The 24,633-nt window shown below is 64.4% G+C and carries 21 protein-coding genes, 1 tRNA gene, 2 pseudogenes and 1 riboswitch; of the genes and pseudogenes, 11 read left to right on the forward strand and 13 right to left on the reverse strand.

Annotation, left to right across the window (positions count from 1 at the left end):
* The coding region (locus IC66_RS0119150) for a ubiquinone biosynthesis hydroxylase (protein ID WP_038948673.1) at positions 1-1,023 on the forward strand (1,023 nt) is incomplete at its 5' end.
* A 206-nt stretch (positions 1,024-1,229) separates the two neighbouring features.
* On the opposite strand, the gene IC66_RS0119155 is transcribed toward IC66_RS0119150, so the two are convergent.
* Positions 1,230-1,427 carry a Trm112 family protein gene (locus IC66_RS0119155; protein ID WP_028139353.1) on the reverse strand — a complete coding sequence of 66 codons (198 nt, stop codon included), beginning with the start codon at positions 1,425-1,427 and terminating at the stop codon, positions 1,230-1,232.
* A gap of 124 nt (positions 1,428-1,551) precedes the next feature.
* Entirely contained in the window at positions 1,552-2,082 is a 531-nt protein-coding gene (locus IC66_RS0119160) for a TetR/AcrR family transcriptional regulator (protein ID WP_028139352.1), read from the reverse strand.
* Between the two features lie 92 nt (positions 2,083-2,174).
* On the opposite strand from IC66_RS0119160, the gene IC66_RS0119165 reads away from it, so the two are divergent.
* The 4 genes from IC66_RS0119165 (at position 2,175) to IC66_RS0119180 (ending at position 6,525) form a co-directional block, all read left to right on the forward strand.
* Entirely contained in the window at positions 2,175-2,525 is a 351-nt protein-coding gene (locus tag IC66_RS0119165) for a hypothetical protein (RefSeq protein ID WP_028139351.1), read from the forward strand.
* 361 nt (positions 2,526-2,886) lie between these two features.
* Complete coding sequence (locus IC66_RS0119170; protein ID WP_018323571.1) at positions 2,887-3,165, forward strand: PepSY domain-containing protein; 279 nt, start codon at positions 2,887-2,889, stop codon at positions 3,163-3,165.
* Positions 3,166-3,213: 48 nt separating this feature from the next.
* Positions 3,214-3,807: a cytochrome b/b6 domain-containing protein gene (locus IC66_RS0119175; protein ID WP_038948674.1), complete on the forward strand. Its 594-nt coding sequence runs from the start codon at positions 3,214-3,216 to the stop codon at positions 3,805-3,807.
* A 201-nt stretch (positions 3,808-4,008) separates the two neighbouring features.
* Positions 4,009-6,525, forward strand: coding sequence for an EAL domain-containing protein (locus IC66_RS0119180; RefSeq protein ID WP_038948675.1), 2,517 nt, complete (start codon positions 4,009-4,011; stop codon positions 6,523-6,525).
* 12 nt (positions 6,526-6,537) lie between these two features.
* Here IC66_RS0119180 and IC66_RS0119185 read toward each other — a convergent pair whose 3' ends face one another.
* Together IC66_RS0119185 and trxA are read right to left on the reverse strand one after the other, a co-directional pair.
* Positions 6,538-7,215 (reverse strand): LON peptidase substrate-binding domain-containing protein, encoded by a 678-nt coding sequence (locus tag IC66_RS0119185; RefSeq protein WP_018323574.1) that lies wholly within the window; start codon positions 7,213-7,215, stop codon positions 6,538-6,540.
* 35 nt (positions 7,216-7,250) lie between these two features.
* Positions 7,251-8,174 carry a thioredoxin gene (gene trxA, locus IC66_RS0119190; protein ID WP_038948676.1) on the reverse strand — a complete coding sequence of 308 codons (924 nt, stop codon included), beginning with the start codon at positions 8,172-8,174 and terminating at the stop codon, positions 7,251-7,253.
* Between the two features lie 273 nt (positions 8,175-8,447).
* On the opposite strand from trxA, the gene IC66_RS0119195 reads away from it, so the two are divergent.
* From IC66_RS0119195 to IC66_RS0119210, 4 genes are all read left to right on the forward strand, one after another.
* A tRNA-Gly gene (locus IC66_RS0119195) sits at positions 8,448-8,522 on the forward strand.
* Between the two features lie 76 nt (positions 8,523-8,598).
* Positions 8,599-9,585, forward strand: coding sequence for an NAD-dependent epimerase/dehydratase family protein (locus tag IC66_RS0119200; RefSeq protein ID WP_038948677.1), 987 nt, complete (start codon positions 8,599-8,601; stop codon positions 9,583-9,585).
* Between the two features lie 382 nt (positions 9,586-9,967).
* Positions 9,968-11,242 (forward strand): PQQ-dependent sugar dehydrogenase, encoded by a 1,275-nt coding sequence (locus IC66_RS0119205; RefSeq protein ID WP_028139346.1) that lies wholly within the window; start codon positions 9,968-9,970, stop codon positions 11,240-11,242.
* 208 nt (positions 11,243-11,450) lie between these two features.
* Positions 11,451-12,044 (forward strand): c-type cytochrome, encoded by a 594-nt coding sequence (locus IC66_RS0119210; protein WP_038948678.1) that lies wholly within the window; start codon positions 11,451-11,453, stop codon positions 12,042-12,044.
* 202 nt (positions 12,045-12,246) lie between these two features.
* Here the strand turns inward: IC66_RS0119210 and panE are convergent, their stop codons facing one another.
* The 4 genes from panE to IC66_RS0119230 form a co-directional block, all read right to left on the reverse strand.
* Positions 12,247-13,170: a 2-dehydropantoate 2-reductase gene (gene panE, locus IC66_RS0119215; RefSeq protein WP_028139344.1), complete on the reverse strand. Its 924-nt coding sequence runs from the start codon at positions 13,168-13,170 to the stop codon at positions 12,247-12,249.
* 122 nt (positions 13,171-13,292) lie between these two features.
* On the reverse strand, positions 13,293-13,901 hold the full coding sequence (locus IC66_RS0119220) for a 2-hydroxychromene-2-carboxylate isomerase (protein ID WP_038948679.1): 609 nt from the start codon (positions 13,899-13,901) through the stop codon (positions 13,293-13,295).
* A 102-nt stretch (positions 13,902-14,003) separates the two neighbouring features.
* Positions 14,004-15,353 carry an MATE family efflux transporter gene (locus IC66_RS0119225; RefSeq protein WP_038948680.1) on the reverse strand — a complete coding sequence of 450 codons (1,350 nt, stop codon included), beginning with the start codon at positions 15,351-15,353 and terminating at the stop codon, positions 14,004-14,006.
* Between the two features lie 89 nt (positions 15,354-15,442).
* Positions 15,443-16,039, reverse strand: coding sequence for a DUF2239 family protein (locus tag IC66_RS0119230; protein ID WP_038948682.1), 597 nt, complete (start codon positions 16,037-16,039; stop codon positions 15,443-15,445).
* 164 nt (positions 16,040-16,203) lie between these two features.
* Here IC66_RS0119230 and IC66_RS0119235 point away from each other — a divergent pair, with 164 nt between their 5' ends.
* Positions 16,204-16,869 (forward strand): glutathione S-transferase family protein, encoded by a 666-nt coding sequence (locus IC66_RS0119235; protein WP_028139340.1) that lies wholly within the window; start codon positions 16,204-16,206, stop codon positions 16,867-16,869.
* Positions 16,870-16,968: 99 nt separating this feature from the next.
* Here IC66_RS0119235 and IC66_RS43510 read toward each other — a convergent pair.
* A pseudogene (locus tag IC66_RS43510) lies at positions 16,969-17,205 on the reverse strand (MFS transporter); the annotation flags it as partial.
* The gene (gene ggt, locus IC66_RS0119240; protein ID WP_028139339.1) at positions 17,205-18,956 is read right to left on the reverse strand and encodes a gamma-glutamyltransferase; all 1,752 of its coding nucleotides are present in this window, start codon (positions 18,954-18,956) and stop codon (positions 17,205-17,207) included. The pseudogene IC66_RS43510 and the gene ggt, both read right to left, overlap by 1 nt.
* Positions 18,957-19,056: 100 nt before the next feature.
* On the opposite strand from ggt, the gene IC66_RS0119245 reads away from it, so the two are divergent.
* Positions 19,057-20,445, forward strand: coding sequence for an MFS transporter (locus IC66_RS0119245; RefSeq protein WP_038948683.1), 1,389 nt, complete (start codon positions 19,057-19,059; stop codon positions 20,443-20,445).
* 245 nt (positions 20,446-20,690) lie between these two features.
* Here IC66_RS0119245 and purH read toward each other — a convergent pair whose 3' ends face one another.
* From purH to IC66_RS0119260, 3 genes and pseudogenes are all read right to left on the reverse strand, one after another.
* Positions 20,691-22,283: a bifunctional phosphoribosylaminoimidazolecarboxamide formyltransferase/IMP cyclohydrolase gene (gene purH / locus IC66_RS0119250; RefSeq protein ID WP_038948685.1), complete on the reverse strand. Its 1,593-nt coding sequence runs from the start codon at positions 22,281-22,283 to the stop codon at positions 20,691-20,693.
* 25 nt (positions 22,284-22,308) lie between these two features.
* A riboswitch (ZMP/ZTP riboswitch) is annotated at positions 22,309-22,390 on the reverse strand.
* A 58-nt stretch (positions 22,391-22,448) separates the two neighbouring features.
* Entirely contained in the window at positions 22,449-24,167 is a 1,719-nt protein-coding gene (locus IC66_RS0119255; protein ID WP_028139336.1) for a heparinase II/III family protein, read from the reverse strand.
* A 157-nt stretch (positions 24,168-24,324) separates the two neighbouring features.
* Positions 24,325-24,633 (reverse strand): annotated as a pseudogene (locus IC66_RS0119260) (MFS transporter); the annotation flags it as partial.

Here is a 24,633-nt window from a genome sequence, read left to right on the forward strand (position 1 = left end):
TGGGACGACGTCAGGAGCGAAGCACAGCCGATCCTCGACATGGTCGTCACCGATTCCAAGCTGGAGGATGCCACCCGTCCGGTCTTCCTCAATTTTGCCGGCGATGTCGCGCCGGGCGAGCCCTTCGCGCATATGGTCGAGAACCGCCGCTTGATCGATGCGCTGGTGGTGCGTGCCGAGGCCGAGGGCATCGATCTGCGCGCCACCACGGTCGCATCCTACGATGCGCGCACCGAAGGCATCGACGTGACGCTCGGGGACGGCAGCGCCATCGCGGCCAGCCTGCTGGTTGCCGCCGATGGCGCAAGGTCAAAGCTGCGCGAGCGCGCCGGCATCGCCACCCATGGCTGGGAGTATGACCAATCCGGCATCGTCGTCACGGTCGGCCATGAGCGCGATCACGAGGGCCGCGCCGAAGAGCATTTTTTGCCGGCGGGCCCGTTCGCGATCCTGCCGCTGTCGGTAAAGCGCTCGTCGCTGGTATGGACCGAGCGGCGAGCTGAGGCCGCGCGGATCATTGCTCTCAGCGACGAAGAGTTTCACGCCGAGCTCGAGCAGCGTTTTGGCCTGCATCTCGGCGAAGTGAAGGCGCTCGACAAGCCGCGCGCCTTTCCGCTGTCCTATTTCGTCGCGCGCTCCTTCATCGCCACCCGCCTCGCGCTGGTCGGCGATGCCGCCCATGTCATCCACCCCATTGCGGGCCAGGGCCTCAACATGGGCCTGAAGGATGTCGCGGCGCTGGCCGAGGTCGTGGTCGATGCCGCGCGGCTCGGCATGGATCTCGGCGCCGCCGACGTGCTCGAGCGCTACCAACGCTGGCGCCGTTTCGACACCATGGCGATGGGCGTTGCCACCAACTCGCTGAACTTCCTGTTCTCCAACCAGTCGACGCTGCTGCGCACCGTCCGCGACATCGGCCTCGGCCTCGTCGATCGCGCCCCGCCGCTGAAGAACCTCTTCATCCGCCAGGCCGCGGGATTGACGGGCGAGGTGCCGCGGCTGCTGAAGGGCGAGGCGTTGTAAGGGGCGCTGGCGCTAATCTCCGCTGTCGTCCCGGACAAGCGAAGCGCAGATCCGGGAGCCATAACCACAGGGAGTGGTTTGGCGAAGACTCGGAGTTGTCACTTCGCTCCGCAACCGCTCTCTGTGGTTATGGGTCCCCGCGTTCGCGAGGACGACACCGAGTGTGTCGCGCGGTCATCGCGCAACAACGGGCTACCCGACCATCATCAATCGATCTTGCGCGCCTCTTCCGGCAGCATGATCGGGATGCCGTCACGGATCGGATAAGCCAGCTTGGCGCTGCGCGAGATCAGCTCCTGCTTTGCAGAATCGAACTCCAGCGGGCCCTTGGTCAGCGGGCAGACGAGAATTTCCAGCAGTTTGGGATCGACGCTGGCTTCAGGACGTTCGGTGGACGCGTTCATTGGAGTCTCCGGCAATCGGTAGCCTCTAGCACAGAAATCCGCGCCCGCCCATCGCGGCTGCCAAAGCGTTTTCCGGCGCAGTAGGTTACCGGTTGCGCAAAGAAAACGCGTCAAGATAAGAAATCTACGCGGAGACCATCGTCAAGACCTCGTCGAGCAGGGACTGCAGCCGTGCTGCCGGCACCGGCGCGCCTGACAGGGCGAAGCCGAGGAATGTCCAATACAGGATCTGCGCCCGGGCCTGCGCAGTTGCCGGGGTGAGCCCGCGTTTTTCCAGCAGCCCCTCGATATAGTCGAGCCGGCGGCGGTCGATAGCGCGCACGGCCCCTTGCGCGGCCGCATCGAAGGCCGCCCAATTGCGCACCGCGCGTTCGAGCTCGAGCCGCGCACCGAACGACCTCCGTAGCAGCGCCTTGAGCGGGTCGTCGCCGGCGGCTTCGACGTCGGCGATGATCTGCTCGGCCGCGATCTCGCGCCAGCGCTTCAGCACGGTGGCCTGGAATGCGCCGAGATCGGCGAAATGCCAATAGAAGCTGCCGCGCGACACGCCCATGGATTTTGCCAGCGGATCGGCCTTGAGCGCGGTGAAGCCGCTTTTGGCGAGCGCCTTGAGACCTTCCTTGATCCAGTCGTCGGCGGAGAGCTGTTCGGTCATGTCGGTTCCCGGAGGCAAACCATACACTAGTGTATTGACAAGCCGCAGGCCAGCGCCTATCCCACCATACAGAACTGTATGGAGAGATGATGATGCGTGATCTCCTGCTGCAATGTGCCGGCCTTGCCACCATCGCCGTAGCCCTCATTCATGGCGTCCTCGGCGAGACCAAGGTCTTCGCCCGTGCCCGCATCGAGCCGGAACGGCTCCGCACCCTGATCCGCCTGGTCTGGCAGACTTCGACCGTGGCGTGGATCGGCGGCGGCGTGTTGCTGCTCGCGACTCCCTGGATGGCGTCCGAGTCGGCGCGGCACTGGATCGTCATCACGCTCGCCTGCGTGCTCGGCTTCGCCGCCTTCGCCAATGCCTGGGCCACGCGAGGCCGGCATTTCGGCTGGATGGCGCTCAGCGCCGTCGTGGCGATGACGGTCGCCGGCTACTGAGCGTCGACGAGCGACGCATGGATGCGTCCCGGCGGAGGCGAAAGCGGCATGGGCTTTGCCGTCAGCCAGGGCGTGCGCGGTCGTCTCCGCTGGGCGGACTGGCTGCAGCGCCACTCACCGGGAATGCGAAGTGCGGCCTAGCGCAATTGGCGAAGTCGGCCGTTCATCCCGGCCGTGAGGCGTAAGGCCGCAGCGCCACTGCGAATGCGGGCTGCCTGCGGACAGCACTGATCTTTTGCCGGTCGTTAGAAGAACTCTAAATCCAATTGGCCCCGTACCGGATTGACTTCACCATCACCTTTGCTTCCTTCAGTCCGGCTTCGCGGCTCGCGTAGCGCGCACGACAGAGGAGGAGACGTTCGTGAAGGTCATTCGTGTTGTTGCCATTGCACTGACGGTTGGAATGGGCATGGGGTCGGCCGCCATGGCCGACGGTTTCAAGGATTGCACCAAGCTCGACAAGGCGTCGTGGAAGCCGGCCAGCGAGGCCGAAGCCAAGGCCAAGGCACTCGGCTACGAGGTGCGGCGCTCCAAGATCGAAGGCTCCTGCTATGAGGTCTACGGCGTCAAGGAAGGCAAGCTTTACGAGCTGTTCTACAGCCCCGAAGATCTCAGCCTGAAGCACACGATCGCCAAGTAGACCGCGCGAATTGATCCGCGCAAAACAAGGCTTGAGGATGGTCTTCGCTTGATCGAAGAAGCGATGCCAAAAGCGCGCGGGGGGTCCGACCGGACCCCCGCGGATCGAACCGCTTCGCGGACGGTCGCGGTCTGGGACCTCCCGCTGCGCCTCTGGCACTGGGCACTCGCGGCTAGCGTTCTGGCCGCGTGGTTCACGCCCACCGTCTATGACCGAACTCACCGCATCGTCGGCTATGCGGTGCTCGGACTTCTCGCCTTTCGCCTGGTCTGGGGCTTCCTGGGAAGCCGCTATTCGCGCTTCCGGATGGTCGGCGTAAGGCTTCGGGCGGCGCCAAGCTATCTCTGGAATCTGCGCCGCGGCATCACCGGCCGCTACATCGGGCTCAATCCCGCCGGCACCTTGATGCTGGTGGCGCTGCTGGCTGCGCTCGCCGTCTCGACGATCACGGGAGCGATGTCGGTCACCACCACCTTCTTCGGCGTCTGGTGGGTCGAAGACACCCACCATTATTCATCGGATGCGGTCATCGTCCTGGTCGTGCTCCACGTCGTGGGCGTGGTGCTGATGGGGCTACTCCAGCGCGAGAGCCTGGTCCGCGCGATGATCACCGGACGCAAGCGCATCCGCGGCCATTCCTAAAAATATCGTTGCCGATCGATGCACGCGTCCTGCAGCCGGCTCGGGCACGGTCGCGGCATGGCCTCAGGCTGTTCGTCAGATCGAGTTGTACGAGTACCGTTAACATGCCGGTAAGCATGCAATCAGGCACGGCACAAAATTAACGTGAATGGCGGTTAGCCGATCCACCATCGATAACTATCGACGATGGAGCGCTGCTGGATGTTCCGCGTTTTCTCCTGCCTTGCGGTCGAGCACGATTGGCGGCTCGTTGTACTCGCTGGTCTGGTCTGCTTCGCTGCAAGTATTGTCGCGGTCAGCATCTTTCATCGTGCGATCGCGACGCGCGCAAGAACGCGGTGGATCTGGATCACGATTGCCGGCGCGGCCATCGGATACGGCATCTGGGCAACGCATTTCGTCGCGATGCTCGCCTACGAGCCGGGCGTTCCAACGGGCTACGGCATCGTGCCGACCGCGTTTTCTCTCGCTGCGGCAATGCTTCTGACCTCGGTCGGCTTCGGCGTTGCAGTCGGCACCTCCGGCCGGTGGCGCGCGATGGCAGGGGGCGTCATCATCGGCGGCGGCATTGCCAGCATGCACTATCTCGGGATGTGGGCACTTGAGGTGCCGGGTCGAGTCGTCTGGTCGGTGGACCTCGTGTTCGTCTCGATCATTTTAGGCATGTGTCTCGGCTGCGCCGCGCTGGCTGTCGCGCTCATGTACCAGGGCTACCGGGGCACCCTTGCGGCGGCAATCCTGCTGACACTCGCGATCGTATCGCATCATTTCACGGCCATGGGGGCGGTGCAGATCACGCCAGATCCAACGCGAGCGACGACGGATAGCCTTTCGCTTTCTCCGGCCCTCCTCGCGCTTGCTATCGCCGGTGTGGCGCTATCCGTGCTGGGAATGAGCCTGGTCGGCGTGCTGGCCGATCGTCGCCTGGCGACCCGGACCGCCAGGTTCGAGGAGATCATCAACCAGCTCTCGGTTGCCCGGCAGCAGCTCGAAGGCTCGCAGAACGAACTGCAGGACCAGAAGCTCAGGCTTGATACGGCCATCAACAACATGGTCGAGGCTCTCTGCATGTTCGATGCGGAGAGGCGACTTGTGGTCTGCAACGAGCGATATGCCCTGCTCTATCGGCTGCCACCAGAGCTGCTGCGAACGGGGACCCCGCACGCCGACATCATCAGGCATCGCGTCGTGACCGGCATTCTCAAGAGCGACACCAGCGAGGGCGCAGCCGAGCAGTTCCTGTCGAAATTGGCCGCGTTGCCGTTCGATGCAGTCTCGAGCAGAATCGACGAGTTCACGGATGGTCGGTTGATCTGCGTGACGCGACAGCCGATGGCCGGCGGCGGGTGGGTGGCCACGCATCTTGATGTCACCGAACAACGCCGGTCCGAGGCCAGGATCGCTCATATGGCGCAACACGATGCGTTGACCGATCTGCCAAATCGCGTGCTGCTCAGGGAGCGGATGGAGCACGCCATTGCGGTTACGCGTAGCGGCGGCGTCGATCTGGCCGTGCTCATGCTCGATCTCGATCGCTTCAAGGAAGTCAACGACACGCTCGGACATCCGGCAGGCGATTCCCTGCTGCGCGCCGTTTCTGCGCGTCTGCGCGAGTGCACCACGGAAACCGCGCTGATCGCTCGACTAGGCGGCGACGAGTTCGCCGTGATCGACTACGTGACCAACCCGGCCGTCGAGGCCGCCACCCTCGCCGAGAACATCAGAAAGGCGCTCTGCGAACCCTTTGATCTCGGCGATCACCGGGTCACGGTGGGCACCAGCATCGGCATTGCCATCGCGCCGCGCGATGGCAGTGATTCCGACGGGCTCATGAAGAGCGCGGATCTCGCCCTCTACTCGGCCAAGAGTGGTGGACGTGGCGCATTCCGCTTCTTCGAGCCGGAACTCGACCAGCTCATGCATGCACGACGCAACCTGGAGCGCGACATGCGGGATGCGCTTGCTGGCCGCGAATTCGAGCTGCACTACCAGCCATTCGTCAATACCGCGACCGGCGAGATCCGCGGCTTCGAAGCCTTGCTGCGCTGGCACCACCCGCGGCGTGGTCTGGTCTTGCCCGGCGAATTCATACCGCTCGCGGAGGAGGCCGGCTTGATCGTGCCGCTGGGAGAATGGATCTTGAGGACGGCCTGTGCGGAAGCCGCCAAATGGCCTGCCCATCTTAAGATCGCGATCAACCTGTCTCCCGCTCAATTCAGGAGCAAGGAGCTTGTTCCGGTCATTGTCGATGCACTGGCGAGCTCGGAAATTGCGCCACACCGGCTCGAGCTCGAGGTCACCGAGACGGTGATCATGCATGACAGCGAAGCCGTATTCGCAGCACTTGGTCAATTGCGCGAGCTCGGCGTGCGAATCGCCCTGGACGACTTCGGCACCGGCTATTCATCGCTGAGCTTTCTGCAGAGATTTCCGTTCGACAAAATCAAGGTCGACCGCAGCTTCGTCAGCGAACTGTCCAGCGCAAGGGCAGACGCGCACCATCTCGCGCGAGCAGTCGTTCGCTTCGCAGTCAGCCTCGGCAAGACGACGACCGCCGAAGGCGTCGAAACGAAGGAGCAACTGGACGTACTCCGTGAAGAGGGATGCGTCGAAACGCAAGGCCACTACTTCGGTCGGCCGATGCCCGCATCCGCCATTGCGAAAATGTTGCGGCGAGGTGCCAAGCGAGGTGACAAGGCAGCCGTCTGCGCTGCGTGAGCACCCGCATCCTCACTGCAGCGGAGGATCGCCGCTGGTGCGCTTCTTGGCGAGGTCCATCTCCGTCACCGCGATCAGAATCTCGGCGCGGGTCTTCAGGTCGGGCGCCTCCAGCATGGCCTGCTTCTCCGCGGGGCCATAGGGCGACATCATCGCCAGCGCGTTGACGAGCGCTTCGTTGGGCGCGCTTTCGACGCCTTCCCAGTCGACCTTGAGATTGTTGGCCTTCAAAAAGTCTGCCAGCACGGCCAGCAGCGCCTCGCGGTCGACCTCGTCCTCGCCCATGCGCGCGGTGAAGTCGTCGACGAAGGCGAAGAAATCCACCTTGCACTGCCGGTAGGCAGTGAGCACCTCGAGCTCCTCGACCACCTTGAAGCGCGAGACGCCGGTGAGCTCGAGGATGTAGCGGCCATCGCCGGATTCGGCGAGCTGGGTGATGCGGCCGACGCAGCCGACGCGGAACAGCGTCGGCTTGTCGGAATTCTTCGGCGAGTGCGCGACATCAGGCTGGATCATGCCGATCAGGCGATGTCCGTCGCGGAAGGAATCGTCGACCATCGACAGGTAGCGCGGCTCGAAGATGTTGAGCGGCATCTGGCCGCGGGGCAGCAGCAGCGCGCCCGGCAGCGGAAACACCGGAATGATCTCCGGGAGGTCGGCGGGTCCGCGATATTCGATGTTGATCGGCATCTGGTCCCGGTCCCCGCTGACTTGGTCAACCGCGCCTACGAAAACAGGATCGTCGACAAGCGCTTGCGTCCCTCGACGGTTGCATCATCCGTGCCGCCCCAGGCTTCGAAGAACTGCACCAGCTGCTTGCGGGCGCCGTCGTCGTTCCATTTGCGGTCGCGCTTGACGATCGCGAGCAGCTGCTCGGTAGCGGCCGCACGGTTGCCTTGCGCGTTGAGCGCGGTCGCGAGGTCGAATCGGGCCTGATGATCGAGCGGGTTTGCGGCGACTTTCTGTTCCAGCTCGGCGACCGGTCCGAGCGATTGCGCCTGCTCGGCGAGATCGATCGCGGTCTGCACGGCCTTCACCGCGGGGTCGTTGCGCTTGGACTCCGGCACCATGGCGAGCGTCTGCTTGGCCTGCTCCATTGCGCCGGAGACGGCATAGCATTTTGCGAGGCCAGCGAGCGCCGCGATGTTGGTGGCATCATGCTGAAGCACCTCGGCGTATATCTGCGCCGCCGCAGCCGCATCGCCCTCGGCGAGCACGGCTTCAGCCTCCTGCAGGATCTCGGCGATACTGGGCTCGCCCGGCGCGGTCATGCCCTTGGTCAGCTTTTCGATGAAGGCGTTGAGCTGGCTCTCGGGCACCGCGCCCATGAAGCCGTCGGCGGGCTGGCCGTTGACGAAGGCGATCACGGCCGGGATCGACTGGATGCCCATCTGGCCCGGGATCGCCGGGTGCTGGTCGATGTTCATCTTGACCAGCTTGACCTTGCCCTTGGCCGCCTTGACCGCCTTTTCGAGCAGAGGGGTGAGTTGCTTGCAGGGGCCGCACCACTCCGCCCAGAAATCGATCAGCACCGGCTGGCGCTTCGATTCCTCGATGACGTCCTTCACGAAGGTCTGGGTGGTGGTGTCCTTGATCAGATCGGCCGCAGCCGGGCCCGCCGCTCCGTTACCCTGGTCGATGATCGTCACGGGATCCCCTCGTCTATGTCCGGAATGGCGGGTCTTTAGCACGCCGCCACACCTTATGCTCGCTGTCGGCTCCTAAATTGGGCCGCGACGGCCGAATTTCAATCCACCGAGGCCGATTCGCCAGTTCCGGGGCAGTTTCGGGCCATTTCGCCGCATTCAGGCTCCATATGGGGCCCCAAGAACCGAATCTAGATCGCCGGTAGCTGTTGCATTCCCCTCCCGGTTTTGGCATACGACAGCCGTTGCCGGCGCGTCACGCGACCGACACAGGATGCGGGTGTAGCTCAGTGGTAGAGCACGACCTTGCCAAGGTCGGGGTCGAGGGTTCGAGCCCCTTCGCCCGCTCCAATTTTTCCCAAAGCATCCAGCCGATCCGGACGGAAACGTGGTTCGCCGCGCCGCTGGCGGCTGTCCTGGGTTCGCAATGACAATTCTGGTCACCGGCAGCGCAGGCCACCTCGGGGAAGCCATCCTCCGGACCCTCCGGGCTCGCGGATCCCCCGTGCGCGGGATCGATCTGAAGCCATCGCCCTTCACCGACGCGGTCGGCTCGATTGTCGATCCCGGCTTCGTGCGCAGCCAGATGGACGGCGTCACCGCCGTCATCCACACCGCGACGCTGCACAAGCCGCATGTGGGGACCCACAGCAAACGAGACTTTGTCGACACCAACGTCACCGGCACGCTCAACCTGCTAGAGGCGGCGGCGAGCGCCGGCGTGCGCAGCTTCGTCTTCACCAGCACCACCAGCGCGTTCGGCTCGCAGCTCCGCTCCGGGGCGGGACAGGCGGCGGTCTGGGTCACCGAGGATCTGCCGCCGGTGCCGAAGAACATCTACGGCACCACAAAACTGATGGCGGAGACCCTGTGCGAGCTGTTCTATCGCGAGCGCGCTCTGCCGGTCGTCGTCTTGCGGACCTCGCGCTTCTTTCCGGAAGATGATGACGATCCGGCGATGCGCTCGGCCTACACGCTGGAGAACGCGCAGGCCAACGAGCTGCTCTATCGCCGGCTGGACATCGCGGACGCCGTGAGCGCGCATCTGCTCGCCGCCGAACGCGCCCCGAAGATCGGTTTCGTCCGCTACATCGTCTCCGCCACCAGCCCGTTCGAGCCGCGCCATCTCGCCGCGCTTGCGCGCGATGCGGCCGGTGTCGTGCGCGAGCTCTATCCGGATTGCGCGCAGCTGTATGCGGCGCGAGGCTGGAACCTCCTCCCCGAGATCGACCGCGTCTATGTCAACGAGCGCGCGCGGCGTGAGCTCGGCTGGCGGCCGGAATTCGACTTCGCGCATGTGCTGAGCTGCCTTCGCGAGGGTCGCGATTTTCGCAGTGCGCTGGCGCGCGAGGTCGGCGCGAAAGGCTATCATGACGCGGTGTTCGACGACGGGCCTTACCCTGTCGCCCCCTGAGCGCCGCGTTCGTCATTTTGCTCGATGCATCAAATGCCTGTCCGGCGTCACCGCGCGCAACCCGGCCCGAGCCGTTCTACTGTGCATGGGGTTGTTTTCGCAGTTTTTGTTTTGGCCCGTCTCTCGTGCTGTCTGAAGGCGAGCCGCCTGCCGGTCTGATTCCGCGTTGCAGCGAGAACGCTGTCGTCGCGGTGTTCGCGCTCATTGACACTCCGTCTCAATATTTAATGAGCGCAACCGCAACCCATGCGATGCCCTTCTCAGCACTCGCAGATGTGCTAGCCTTTTTATGTCTGCCTCTCGGCAGACCCCAAACTTCGCCTCTCGACTAGCAAAACAAAATAAATCGCAGCCCTGGCGGCTGCCTTAGGGGAGTGACGCGATGACATCGATGTTCCATCGATCCGTGTTGGCACTTGCGGCCGTGGCCCTTCTTGCGGGGACCAGCGCCGGCAGCGCGCAACAGCAGGACAAGAGCAAACCGCTGAAGAAATACGAATCCGGCACCAAGGAGTTCTGGACCCATCCGCCAGATGACTGGTTCCTCGGCGACGAGACCGAGGCGCAGAAGGGTCTCGCGCCGCCGTCGGGTCCGCCGACCGGCGCCTCCGATGCCGAGCTCGCCAACATCATCAAGAAGGTCAAGCTGCCGCCAGGATTCAAGATGGAGGTCTATGCCTCCGGCGTGCTGGCCGCGCGGCAGATGGCCTGGGGTGACAAGGGCACGCTGTTCGTCGGCTCGTTCGGCCTCGGCAACGTCTATGCCATCAAGGACAACAACGGAAAGAAGGAGGTCAAGACCGTCCTCAAGGGCCTCAACATGCCCACCGGTCTCGCCTTCAGGGACGGCGCGCTCTACGTCATCGCTGTCGACAAGCTGATCCGCTACGACAATGCGGAGGCCAATCTCGACAAGCTCGGCGACGGCAAGGTCGTCTATGACGACATGCCGTCCTATGCCGCGCATGGCTGGAAGTACATCGCAGTCGACAAGGAGGGCTGGTTCTACATTCCGTTCGGACCGCCCTTCAACATTGGTGTCCCGCCGACCAGCGTCTCGCAGATCCGCCGCGTCGATCCCAAGACCGGCAATGCCGAGATCTACGCGCTCGGTGTCCGCAACTCGGTCGGCGGCGACGTCGATCCGCGCACCGGCAAGTACTGGTTCACCGAGAATGCCCGCGACTGGATCAGCGATGATCTGCCCTCGGACAAGCTGAACATGATCAACCGGATCGGCGAGCATTTCGGCTATCCCTATTGCCACCAGGGCAATCTGCCGGACGACAAGTTCGCCATGGGCCACAAATGCTCCGAGTTCACGCCGCCGGTGTTGAACCTCGGTGCGCACGTCGCTCCGCTCGGCATGAAGTTCTATACTGGCGACCAGTTCCCCGCCGAGTACAAGAACAACATCCTGATCGCCGAGCACGGCTCCTGGAATCGCCACAAGTACCAAGGCGGCCGCATCATGCGCGTGATCGTCGGGCCTGACGGCAAGAACCCCAAGCAGGAGGTGTTCGCCTCCGGCTGGATCGAGGGCGACCAGGGCTATCTCGGTCGTCCTGACGACATCATCCTCGCCAAGGACGGATCGATCCTCGTCGCCGACGACTGGGCCGGCGCGATCTACCGCATCAGCTACAGCAAGAAGTAGCACGACAAGAGAAAGAGGCTGCGGTGGCCGGAGGGTGCCGCAGCCTCTTTGCTGAAAACGTGGATGTTGTCGTTCCGGATTGCGCGCCAGCGCAAGTCCGGAACCCATAACCATAAATCGGGGTTATGGATTCTCGGATGCGCAATTGCGCATCTTAGCTCGTGCTTCGCACGCCCTGGAATGAGCTAATTAGATCGGAATTCCCACGATGCGCCGCCAGTTTTCTTCTTACGCCATCGGCGCGCTCTCGCTTGCGGCGCTCGCATCCGTCCCGGCTCAGGCTGCGGACAATGCTGCGATCAAGGAGAAGGCTGCCGTCTGCTCCGGCTGTCACGGCGAGAACGGCATTTCGCAGACGGAGAATATCCCCTCGCTGGCCGGCCAGCCTGATCAGTTCATCCAGTGGCAGCTCGTGTTCTTCCGCGCGGGCTCGCGCAAGAACGACCAGATGCAGCCGATCGTCGAGGAGATCACCAATGAGGACATCCGCAATCTCGGCGCTTATTTCTCGCAACTGACGCCGCCGAAGGGACCGGAGGACAGCGACCCAGACCTGTCGAAGAAAGGCGCGCAAGTTGCCGCAGGCCGCCGCTGCGCCTCATGCCATACGGACAGCTTCGCCGGCACCAAGGGAGTGGCGCGACTGGCTGGCCAGCGCGAGGAATATCTGGTCAAGGCGTTGCGCGACTACAAAGCGGGCCAGCGCGTCGGCGGCGGCGTCGCCGCGATGGCCGATGTCGCCTATCACATGAGCGACGAGGAAATCACGGCGGTCTCGCACTATCTCACGCATTTGAAATAGTGCGGGGCTAGTTGCGGCAATCTCCGCTGTCGTCCCGGACAAGCGCGCCTCAAGCGCGCGCAGATCCGGGACCCATAACCACAGGAAGATGTGGTTACGAGGGCTCGGAGTGACGACGTCGCGCACAATGTAGTCTTGTGGCTATGGGTTCCGGATCTGCGCTTACGCTTGTCCGGGACGACACCGAGTGTGTGGCTGGGTGTTACCCCGCCCGCTGCCTCTCATACGCCTTCAAATGCGTGTAGGCGATGCGCAGCTTGGGCACCGGCACCTTGGCGGCATCGGCGCGTGCGATGAGATCGCCGATGACGTGATCGGCTTCGACCGGCAGGCCCGCCTTGATGTCGCGGAACATCGAGGCCGTCATCGGCGAGCCTTCGGCGGTGAGGTTGCCCTTCACTCGCTCGAAGAACGGCCCGCCCGGCGTATAGCCCGACGCGGTGGCGATCGCGCTGGTCTCATCGAGCATGCCGAGCAGGAAGTCGCGGCCGCCGGGCGCGGCGAGGATGTTGCCGACGGAGGTGCGCATCAGGCTGGTGGAGGCCGCAAGCGAGGACAGGAACACCCACTTCTCCCACATGTCCTGCATGATGTTCTGGCTGGCGGCGGCACCGGTGATACCGCTCTTGAAGGCCTCGTCGATCGCCTTGACGCGATCTGACAGCTTTCCGTCGCGCTCGCCGTAGTTCAGCGACTGCATCGGTTGGAGCTGCACCACCTCGCGTTTCTCGTTCAGGGTCGCCGCGATGGCGCAGAGGCCGCCGAGCACGCGCTCCTTGCCGAATTTTGCATCGAGGATATCGAGATGCTTCATGCCGTTCAGCATCGGGATGATCGCCGTATCAGGTCCGACCGCCGGCGCAAACGATTTGATGGCGTCGTCGAGATCGAACGCCTTGCAGCTCAAGAGCACGACGTCAAACTTGTCCTTGAGCGCGTCGGCTTGCACGGTCGGCGGATTCTTCAAGGTCACATCGCCATTCGGGCTCTTGATGATGAGGCCGGCGCTTGCGAGCTCGCCGGCGCGGCGCGGCCGGACCAGGAAGGTGACGTCGCGGCCGGCTTGCAACAGCCTGCCACCAAAATAGCCGCCGATGGCGCCGGCGCCGACCACGAGGATACGCATGGGATGCTCCATTGTTGCTCTTGATTATTACTCTTGGCGGCTACTTATAATCGCCATTTCGAGCGAAGCGAAGCAATCCAGAATGTTGCCGCGATCACATTCTGTCGCCGGAGAATGAGCGGCTAAGTCCCGAGCACCATCTCCTCGACCTCGCGCAGCTGCTCCTTGCCGAAGAACATCTCGTTGCCGACGAAGAAGGTCGGCGAGCCGAACGCGCCGCGGGCAACGGCGTCCTCGGTGTTCTTGATCAGCCTGCCCTTCACCTCGGGTTCCTGGCTGCGGGCGAACAGCTTCTGGGCGTCGAGCCCGGATGAGGCCAGCGCCTTCGCCGCGATCTCGGGATCGTCCATCTTCTTCGGCTCGCGCCACATGTGGTGAAAGGCCGCCTCGACGTATTTTTCGAATACACCCTCGAGCTGTGCGGCAATCGCCGTGCGCATCAGGTTCAGCGTGTTGATGGGGAAATGCGGATTCCAGACATAGGGCTGGACATGGAAGCGCTTGATGAAGCGCTCGGTCTCGACCTGATGGAATTCACGCTTGTTCTTGATGCCCGCGAGCGTCTCGGCCGGCGACTTGTTGTTGGTCGACTTGAAGATGCCACCGAGCAGGATCGGCACATATTCGAACTTGACGCCGATGCGCTGCTCGATCGCGGGGATCGCGAGGTGGCTGAGATAGGCATTCGGGCTGCCGAAATCGAACAGGAATTGCGGGGTTGTGCGGGTCAAAATCGTCTCCGTGACCTAACTTTTTTGATCTGGCTTACCCACATTGTGACGCAGCGTGCCCTGCGGGTCCACCGTTTAATGATGAGCATAATACTTTGGGAATCAGACCAGCCGCCGGATCGCCCGCTTGCGCCAGACCATGAGGTAATAGCCCATCTGCAAAACAAACATGGCGCAGAACACGATGGGATAAGCGGCCCACACGCCCGCAAGGCCGATCGTGTGGCTCAGGATCACCGCGGCCGGCAGCTCGATCGCGAGGATCGCGAAGATCGAGAGCAGCATGGGCGTCAACGCGACGCCGGCCGCGCGCATGGCACCTGAGAACACTGTGGCGAGGCCAAACGGCACCGAGCTCCACAGGGCGATGTCGAGCAGGCCTTTTGCCAGATCGAGCACGGCGGCATCGGTGATGAAGATGCCGAGGATCGCGCGCGGCGCGAGATAGATCAGCGCGACGAGCCCGCCGGTCAAAACGAGGTTGAAAGCGAGCCCGGTCCGCACGATGCCGTCGAGCCGGGCCCTGTCGCCGCTGCCGACAGCCTGCGCGCCGAGGATCGAGACCGCGATCGAAATCGACATCGCCGTGAACTGCGTGTAGCCCATCACCTGGTTGACGGCGCCATAGGCCGCAGTGGCGTCCGATCCAAACCCGTTGACGAGGCCGAGCAAGACCAGCTCTGCGATCGCCATCACCACCATGCCGATGGCGCTCGGCAATCCGATGCCGAGGATTTTTCCGAGCATGGCGCGGTTGAGCCGCAGGTGACGCAGCAGCGCCGCGTCTGGCGCGAGCGCGTGCTTCTTTCGTAGCAGATAGAGTGCCAGCGCGATCAACGTGAGGGCGTTCGAGATTGCGGCCGCCCATGCCGGGCTGGTGATGCCGGCCGCCGGCAGTCCGAATGACCCACGGATCAACATCGGCGTCAGGATCAGCCCGATCGCGGTCGACAACGCCAGCGCCAACAGCGGCGTCAGCGCATCGCCGACGCCGCGGATCATCGCCGTCATCAACAGGAAGATGAAGCCGAGCGGCATCGTCAGCAGCATGATGCGCGCATAGGCGCTGGCCTGGTCGAGAATGTCCGCGGGCGTGGCGAGCGCCATCATCAGCTGACGGCTGAAGAGCCCGCCGATCAGCGCCACTGAGATTGAAAGCAGAAGGCCGATCGCGAGCGTCGTGCCTACGACGCTCTTGATCCGGCCGTGCTCGCCCGCGCCAAAGGCCTGGCCGATCAGCACGGTCGCGCCGGTGCTCAGCCCCATCACGAAGGCGAACAGGAAGAACATCACCGGGAAGAAGACTGAGACCGCGGCGAGCGCATCGACGCCGATCATCTGGCCGAGATAGACGTTGCTGACGGTGCCGAACAGCGATTGTAGCGCGTTGCTCAGCATCAAGGGTGCGAGGAAGCGGAGGAATGTTGTCCAGAGCGGCTTGGGGACAGACATGGATTGGCCTTTCATCAGGGCGTGCGAAGCCGTTGCCGCGCAATGCGCGGCTTGGGCCGTCGATGGAGGTGTGAGGAGCGGCGCGCGGTTTACGCGCGGTCGCTGTAGGCGAGCTTGACGATGTGGTCGCGGATATCGGTCGGCCAGTCCGCAATCAGCCCGGTGAAGCGTCGCCGGTCATCGGCAAACAGCGCGCGCGAGGCTTCCTCGAACTGCGGCAGGTTGCCCGCCATGGTCGACATGAAGTGATAGGCCGCGTCGCGCGCCTGCCGTTCGCGGTCCTTGTCGCCGCTGGCGCGCCTGGCCTCGTCGACGAGCTTGCGCAGCGCGACCGAGGCGCCGCCCGCTTGTGCGTTTAGCCACTCCCAGTGTCGCGGCAGCAACGTCACCTCGCGCGCGACCACGCCGAGCTTCGGCCGCCCGCGCCCGCGCGGCTCGCTCGGTGGAGTGCTCTCCTCGACCGGCGGCGGCACAAGCTTCGCCAACCGCGCCAGGACCTCGCGATCCCCGCCCCGCAGATCGAAGTCGATCGATCGGCCGGTGCCGTCCTCGAAGATGAGGATGGGCTCGTCCGGCCGTTGCGCTACCCGCTTGACGACCAGCGCGACCTCGCCTGCCGGCCCGGACACCAGGCGACGCTGCCCCTGGAAGGCTGTGAAAATCTTCTGCATTGGAATCATTGACATTTTGACGACGTTGGGTCATTTAATACCCGGGTAAATTGTCGGCGTCAATATACCCGGGTGAAAACATCCGTCCTGATGGCTCGACATTGTGATCCCAGGCTGGCACGAACGGCGCCGCGACTGCGCACGCCTAGCCACTACGCCTTGCCCCGGGGACCTCGCCGATGCTGACCGTTCACCACCTCAACAATTCCCGTTCGCAGCGCGTGCTGTGGCTGCTCGAAGAGTTGGGCGTGCCCTACGAGATCGTGCGCTATCAGCGGCAGCCGGACATGCGCGCGCCGAAGGAGCTGCGCGCCATTCATCCGCTTGGCAAGTCGCCCGTCATCACCGACAACGGCAACACTATCGCCGAGTCGGGCGCGATCATCGAATATCTCATCGCGACCTACGGCAACGGCCGGCTGATCCCGCCGCCGAACACGCCGGAGCGGCTGCGCTTCACCTATTGGCTGCATTACGCCGAAGGGTCCGCGATGCAGCCGCTGCTGTTGAAGCTGCTGTTCACGCTGATGCCGAAGCGCGCACCCGCGCTGCTGCGTCCGCTGGTGCGCAAGGTCTCGAACCAGGCGCTGACCACCCTGGTCAATCCGCAGCTCAAGCAGCACATGGATTACTGGGAAGGCGAGCTTGCAAAGAGCGAGTGGTTCGCCGGCAACGAGTTCACCGCAGCCGACATCCAGATGAGCTTTCCGCTGGAAGCGGCGCAAGCGCGCGGCGGGCTCGAGCAGGGCCATCCCAAGGCGATGGCGTTCCTCGAGCGCATCCACGCGCGGCCTGCCTATGCGCGCGCATTGGAAAAGGGCGGGCCGTATCAGGTGGGACGGTAGTTCTTTTTTATCGTCATCCCGGGGGCGCCCGAAGCGCGAACCCGGAATGACGAGATCCCGGGTTCGGCTCTGCGAGCCGCCCCGGGATGACAGTGACTGCTAGTGCGCGTGCAACACGCGTCCGCGCGTCTCCGGCAGCGCGAAGGCGGCGATGAAGAACAGCGCGTAAGCGACCACCGCGAAGATCGCGGTCGCATTCGCAAGCGAGGTCGACGCCGACAGCGCGCCGACGAGGAACGGAAACAGCGCGCCGATCCCGCGGCCGAAATTGTAGCAAAAGCCTTGGCCGGAGCCGCGCAGCCGCGTTGGATAGAGCTCGGTCAGGAACGCGCCGATTACTGCCCCGCAGCTTCTGCGCCGCGCGTGCGCGGATCGGGTGCGCCGAGCGGCCCGTTGGGTGTCACGACAATCGAATTGGCCGACGTCTGCCCCATCGGCTCGACGATGACATGGCCCATCGCCTTCAGCTTACCCAGAACATCGCTCGGAAAGCCGCCCTCGACACGGACTTCGTCCGGCAACCATTGGTGATGCAGCCGTGGCGCTGCGACGGCGGCCGCAACATCCATCCTGTAATCGAGGACGTTGACGATGACCTGCAGCACGCTCGAAATGATGCGGCTGCCGCCGGGCGAGCCCGTTACCAGCACCGGCTTGCTGTCCTTCAGCACGATGGTCGGCGACATCGAGGACAGCGGCCGCTTGCCGGGGCCCGGCAGATTGGCCTCGAAGCCGACGAGACCGTAGGCATTGGAGGCGCCGATTGCGGCGGTGAAATCGTCGAGCTCGTTGTTGAGCAGCACGCCGGTGCCGTCGGCAACGAGGCCGACGCCGTAGCTGAAGTTCAGTGTATAGGTGTTGCTGACGGCGTTGCCGCTGGAATCGACGACGGAAAAATGCGTGGTGTTGCTGCCCTCGCGCGGCGAGGGAGCCGCGGAAACGAGCTCCTTCGACGGCGTGGCGCGTTCGGCGGAGATGCCGGCGCGCAGCTTGGCGGCGTAGTCCTTCGCGACGAGCGTCTCGATCGGCGCGTTGACGAAGGCGGGATCGCCGAGATAGCGCGCGCGATCTGCGTAGGCGCGCTTCATCGCCTCGATCAGAAGATGCAGCGATGCCGGCGATCCCTGCTTCAGATCGGCGAGCTGAAAGCCCTCGAGGATGTTGAGCGTCTCCACCAGCACGACACCGCCCGACGAAGGCAGCGGCATCGACACGATGTCATAGCCGCGATAGGTGCCGCGCACCGGCGCGCGGATCACGGCCTGATAGGCCTTCAAATCGGCGGGCGTCATGATGCCGCCGGCGTCCGTCACGGCTTTGGCGAGCTTTTCCGCGACCGGTCCTTCATAGAAGCCGCGTGGCCCCTGTGCGGCGACGGCCGAGAGCGTTTCAGCGAGATCGCCCTGCACCAACCTGTCGCCTTCGCCCAGCGGCGTGCCATCGGGCCGCGAGAAGATTTTCGCCGAGGAGGGCCAGCGTGCCAGCCGCCGGTGCCAGTTAGGCAGCGTGTCGGCCATATCGTCGCCGACGGCGAAGCCGTCGCGGGCCAGCGCGATCGCGGGCGCAAGCAATTGCGCCAGGGTGAATTGCCCCGAGCCGTATTTCTGCAATGCCAAAGCGAGGCCCGCGACCGTGCCGGGCACGCCGACACCGAGCGCGGAATCCCGTGACTTCGCCGTATCGGGCTTGCCGTCGGCGCCGAGGAAGATTTGCGGCGTGGTGGCCGCCGGCGCCGTCTCGCGGTAATCGATCGTGATGTCTTCGTTGCGGTCCGCGGAATGGATCACCATGAAGCCGCCGCCGCCGATATTGCCGGCACGCGGATAGGTCACGGCCATCGCAAAGCCGGTCGCGACCGCAGCATCGACCGCATTGCCGCCGCTCCGCAGGATATCGGCACCGATCTGCGCAGATATCCTCTCCTGCGCGACGACCATGCCGTGCTCGGCGGCGACGGCGCGCACCGTGTCAGGCGCGGCTGGGACATAGGCCCGTCGCGCATCCTGGGCGGCTGCCGGTGACAGTCCAAACGCCAGGGCGGCTATGAAGGCGAAAAATGTCCGCCTTGTCGAATTTGACGACATCATCAAGCTTCCGCCGTGGCTTCGAACCAGTTCACATGCCTCGCTGCAATGCTATACGGTTTGCCCCAAGAGAGGCAAAACTGTTCGTGATGAGGACTGCGTGATGACGACGATCGCCCCGGATGTGCGCATGGCCGGCGTGGCGCGGACCTATCCGCCGCGCGCCGCCGTCGTCAGCTGGATTTTCTTCGACTGGGCCGCGCAGCCTTATTTCACGCTGATCACGACCTTCGTGTTCGCGCCCTATTTCGCCACCAGCATTGCGCCGAACCCCGCCACCGGCCAATCGATGTGGGGATTTGCGATGGCGGCCGCGGGCCTTGCGATCGCGTTGATGTCGCCGGTGCTGGGCGCCATCGCGGACGCCTCGGGCCGCCGTAAGCCGTGGATCGCCGGGTTCGGTGCGCTGCTGGTGGTTGCATCCTGCACGCTATGGATCGGCAAGCCCGGCGATCCCTCCATCATTCCGCCACTGCTCATCGCAGTCGCGCTCGCCAGCGTCGGCGCGGAATTCGCTACCCTCTTCAACAATGCGATGATGCCGACGCTGGTGCCGCCGGAGCGCATCGGACGGCTCTCCGGCACCGGCTGGGCCACCGGCTATGTCGGTGGAATCGTCAGCCTGATCATCGTGCTCGGTTTCCTCGCGGCCAACCCGCAGACCGGCCGCACATTACTCGGCTTCACGCCGCTGTTCGGGCTCGATCCGGTCAGCCATCAGGGCGATCGCATCGTGGGGCCGCTGACCGGGCTGTGGTTCATCGTCTTCGTGACACCGCTGTTCCTGTTCACGCCGGATTATCCGGCGAAGCGCCCGGTGCGCGAGGCTTTGCGTGAGGGGCTGTTGGAGCTGAGGCAATCGATCAGAAGCCTGCCGCAGCAGAGATCGCTGGCGGCATTTCTGCTCGCCAATATGATCTATACGGATGGTCTGGTGTCGCTGTTCGCCTTTGGCGGCATCTATGCCGCGGGCACCTTCGGCTGGCACACCATCCAGATCGGCACCTTCGGCATCATGCTCGCGATTGCCGGCGCATTTGGCGCATGGTTCGGCGGCAAGCTGGATGATCGTCTCGGGCCGAAGCGCGTCATCGCCGGCAGCTTGCTCGTGCTGCTGCTGTCCGTGGCGGCAATTCTCCTGGTCGACAAGGACAGCGTGTTGTTCATCAAGGTCGCGCCGCCGCAAGCAGACGCTCCCTTGTTCTCGAGCGCGGCCGAGCGCGCCTATCTCGTGCTGGGCTGCCTCATTGGCGCGGCCGGCGGTCCACTCCAGGCGGCCTCACGCACGCTGCTGATCCACCTCGCACCGAAGGACCGCATCGCGCAGTATTTCGGCCTGTTCGCGCTGACCGGGAAGGTGACGTCCTTCATCGGACCGCTGCTGATCGGCACGATCACCGCGGTGACCGCAAGCCAGAAGGCCGGCATGGCGGTGCTGGTGGTGTTCTTCGTCGCGGGGCTGGGGCTGTTGATGCGGGTGAAAAAAGACTAGCTAACTCTCGCCGTCGTCCCTGCGAACGCAGGGACCCATACCGCGTGATCTCTCGTTGGCGCGACGCGGCCAATACCGCGGACTGAACTTCTCCCTGTGGTAATCGCGACGAGCGCAAGCGCTCGCGCGGAGGTCCCGGATCGGCGCGCGCTTAGGGCGCGTTGTCCGGGACGACGTGTGGAGGGAGTGGTCGAAGCAACCCGGATTTCGCTTCGCTCCATCCGGGCTACGCTTGTGGTGAAGTCTCAGTGCCGGAAATGCCGCGTGCCCGTGAACACCATGGCGATGCCGTGCTCGTCGGCGGCCTTGATCACCTCGTCGTCACGCATCGAGCCGCCGGGCTGCACCACCGCGGTGGCGCCGGCCTCGATGCAGGCGAGCATGCCGTCGGCGAAGGGGAAGAACGCATCCGACGCCACCACCGAGCCCTTGGTGAGCGGCTCGGCGAGCTTCAGCTCGTTCGCCGCATCCTGGGCCTTGCGCGCGGCGATGCGGGCCGAATCGACCCGGCTCATCTGACCCGCGCCGATGCCGACGGTGGCGAGATCCTTGGCGTAGATGATCGTGTTCGACTTGACGTGTTTTGCGACCCGGAACGCAAACTTGAGGTCGCGCATTTCAGCGTCGGTCGGCGCGCGCTTGGTCACGATCTTGAAGGTCATGTCGTCGACCACGGCGTTGTCGCGGCTCTGCACCAGCAGGCCGCCGGCGACCGTCTTGGCGGTGAGGCCAGGCGCGCGCGGATCGGGCAGGCTGCCGGCGAGCAGCAGCCGCAGGTTCTTCTTGCCGCCGATGATGGCGATCGCTTCCTCGGTGGCGTCGGGCGCGATGATCACCTCGGTGAAGATTTTTGTGATCTCGCGGGCCGTATCCGCGTCCAGCGGACGATTCATCGCGATGATGCCGCCGAAGGCCGAGGTGGAATCGCAGGCCAGCGCCTTGCGATAGGCGTCGACGAGGTTTGATCCCTCCGCGACGCCGCAGGGGTTGGCGTGCTTGACGATGACGCAAGCCGCGGTGCGCTTGGCGTCAAACTCGCCGATGCATTCATAGGCCGCATCAGTGTCGTTGATGTTGTTGTAGGAGAGCTCCTTGCCCTGGAGCTGCCGGGCCGTGGAGACGCCCGGGCGCTTGTCGGGCGTCACGTAGAACGCCGCGGTCTGGTGCGGGTTCTCGCCGTAGCGCAGCGACTGGATCAACTTGCCGCCGAAGGCGCGGAAGTCGGGCGCGTCGATCTCGAGCTGGCGATTGAACCAGTTCGAGATCGCGGCATCGTAAGCGCCGGTGCGCGCATAGGCCTTCGCGGCAAGCCGCCGGCGCAGTTTCAGCGTGGTCGCGCCCTTGTTGGCGGCGAGCTCGTCGAGCACGGCCTTGTAGTCATCTGCCTCCACGACAACGGCGACGTCGTCATGGTTCTTCGCGGCGGCGCGGATCATCGCGGGGCCGCCGATGTCGATGTTCTCGATGCAATCCTCGAAGCCGGCGCCTTTGTCGACGGTCGCCTCGAACGGATAGAGATTGACGACCAAAAGATCGATCGGCGCGATGCCGTGCGCCTTCATCGCGTCCACATGTTCCTTGTTGTCGCGGATCGCGAGCAGGCCGCCATGTACCTTCGGATGCAGCGTCTTGACGCGGCCGTCCATCATCTCGGGGAAGCCGGTGAGGTCGGAAACATCCTTCACCTTGAGGCCGGCCGCGGCGATTGCTTTCGCAGTGCCGCCGGTCGAGACCAGCTCGACATCATACGCGGCGAGCGCCTTTGCGAATTCGATCAGGCCGGTTTTGTCGGAAACGGAAAGCAGGGCGCGGGTGACGCGGCGGGGATGGTCAGTCATGAGCAAGATCCTCTGTCTTAAGGAGTGTCTATGCCCAGGCGCGCGGCAGATAAGTGTCGCGCTTCCCGATGGTGCTCCATCCAAGGTCGCCAGTCGCGCGAGCGAGGGCTCGATAGCAGTTTTCGGCGTGCTTCACAACGACCAGATAGGACTGAATCCGCGCGTTTACAGCGGAAGTTCCGGTTCGCGCCGAGCGTTGCGGCGGGCATTGGTGACGGTCGGCGATGCCGTCGAGCGGACAAAGCTCCAGCGGATCGAGGGCGCCTGCCGCGCGTCCTGCCGGATCACGATCTGGGCGGTGCGGCGCGGCCCGTCATTGCCGGCCAGGAACACGCTGTCCTCGAGGTCGACCTTGTCGTCGAGCGCCTCGAAGGTCCAGACGTCGCGGTTCGGCAGCACCAGCATGACGCCGCGCGCATCCGACAGCCGGCTCGCCTTCACTGCCGGATGCAGATGGAAGCGCAGCGCAAAGTCGGCGTCGGCACCCTTGAAGCGTCCGCCCTGCGGCGGCGACAGCGTGTCCTCGCCGTCGATGCGCGCGCCGTCATTGGCGATCATCAGCACGCGGCGGTGGATCGCGCCGAATTTGGAAAGATAGCCGTCATGCGAGGTCGTGAGCAGCGTGCCGTTCTGCACGATCTCGCGATAGCTCTCGACCTCGACGGGGCCGCTGGTAACCGGCGAGCCGTGCAAGAGCCGCTTCATCGCCGACATCTCGACGAACTGGCACGACGAAGTATCGTGATAGGTCAGCGTCGAATGCGCCGCGGTGCCGCGGGCGAACGGCCGCCAATTGTCGCGGCCCGTGGTCGGCATGCCGCAATTGGTGACGATGCGGCTGATGCCGGAAGACAGTTCGAACGACAGGCAGCCGGCATGGGCATCGTGGCTGACGCCGGCTGGCGGCGGCGGGCCGGTGTCGATGATCACAGTGGTCTGGCCGGCATCGAGGCGCTGAAAGCCGGTATGCGGCATGTTCGCCATCGGCGCGCCGTGGGTGTCGTCATAGGCGAGCAGCGTTGCGAGCAGGTCGGACGATGTCGCGCTCATGCCGTTGAACAGCGCGAAGTTACCGTCGCCGTGGCGGAAGAAGCGCAGCATCGGCATCATGCGGTCGATCGCGTTGAGCAGCGCCGGCGGTGGCGCGATATTACGCGCAGCAAACGTCTGCCGCAGCGGCAGCAGGTCGATCAGGAGTTCGATCAGCGCGCCCGGATTGCGGGAGATGTGTCCGCCGTCAGGCAGGATCTGCCGCTGCAATTCGTCCGACAGCTTCTTCGATGCGCTGCGGATTTGGCCCGCCTGGTTGGCGAGGCACAAGGCTGCATAGCACAGCGCGATCAGCACCTGGAGCTTCGGCACCCCGTCGGGAATGTTGACCATGGTGTAGCGCAGGAAGCGGATCTCGCGCGCGAGGGCGCGCAGGTAACGGCGGTAGAACTTGTTGTCGGTCTCGCCCAGCACCAGCGGCGCCTGCGACAGCAGCGAGATCACGCGCCGGGCCAGCACGTCGGCGCGGCGCGCGACCGGGCGGCGCTTGTTGGCGGGGTTGGCGATCCAGTCCTCGATCAGCGCGCGCGCATTCGCCCGTGTCAGCGCGGTGTCGGCGGCGCGCAAATGGCGCAGCCAGCCGAAGCCGAGCAGCGCGACTTCCCAATCCTCCGACGGCGGCTCGAGATCGAAGATCGAACGGCCGTGGCAATTGACGATCTTGCCGGCGAAGACGAAGCGGCCGGCATAGATTTCGGCGGCGCGAGTCGCATCCGCGGTGCGCAGATCGTGCGGCGCGATGATCAGCCGATCGGTGCGGCCGGGCCAGACCCGCGACAGCGCAACGGAACCGCCGCTCGCGCGCGCGAGCATGTTCCGCGCGAAGCGGTTCATGACCAGCGTCGAGATACGTCTGCGTTGAGCGACCGACACGCTTTGCCTTGAAGGGGGAGAGGATTCCGACGAATCCCTATTAATCCCAAAATCGGACGTCTGACACCACCTTGAACGTGTGCGAATCAGCGTCGCGGTCGCAAAATCCGGTGCAAAATCAGGATTTAACGAGCCGGGTCGCGAAAAACCCATCGAGCCCGCCAAGCTTGGGATCGGCGTTCGGCAGATGGCTGGGCAGGGTGCGCAGATCGCCGTCCCCTGTGATGATTTCGTCCAGGCCCGCGACCTCCGCGGCCTCGATCGGGACGCGCCGAAGCGCAGGCTCGCTCGCCAGCAGCGTTGCCACGGCCTGCTCACCCTCTTCGGGTTCCAGCGAGCAGGTGCAGTAGACCAGCGTGCCGCCCGGCTTGAGCAACGATACCGATTTTCGCAGCAGCCGCTGCTGGAGCACAGTCATGGCGGGGGA

Origin of the sequence: Bradyrhizobium genomosp. III, from assembly GCF_000261705.1 — a bacterium.
Taxonomy (GTDB): Bacteria; Pseudomonadota; Alphaproteobacteria; order Rhizobiales; family Xanthobacteraceae; genus Bradyrhizobium; species Bradyrhizobium ottawaense.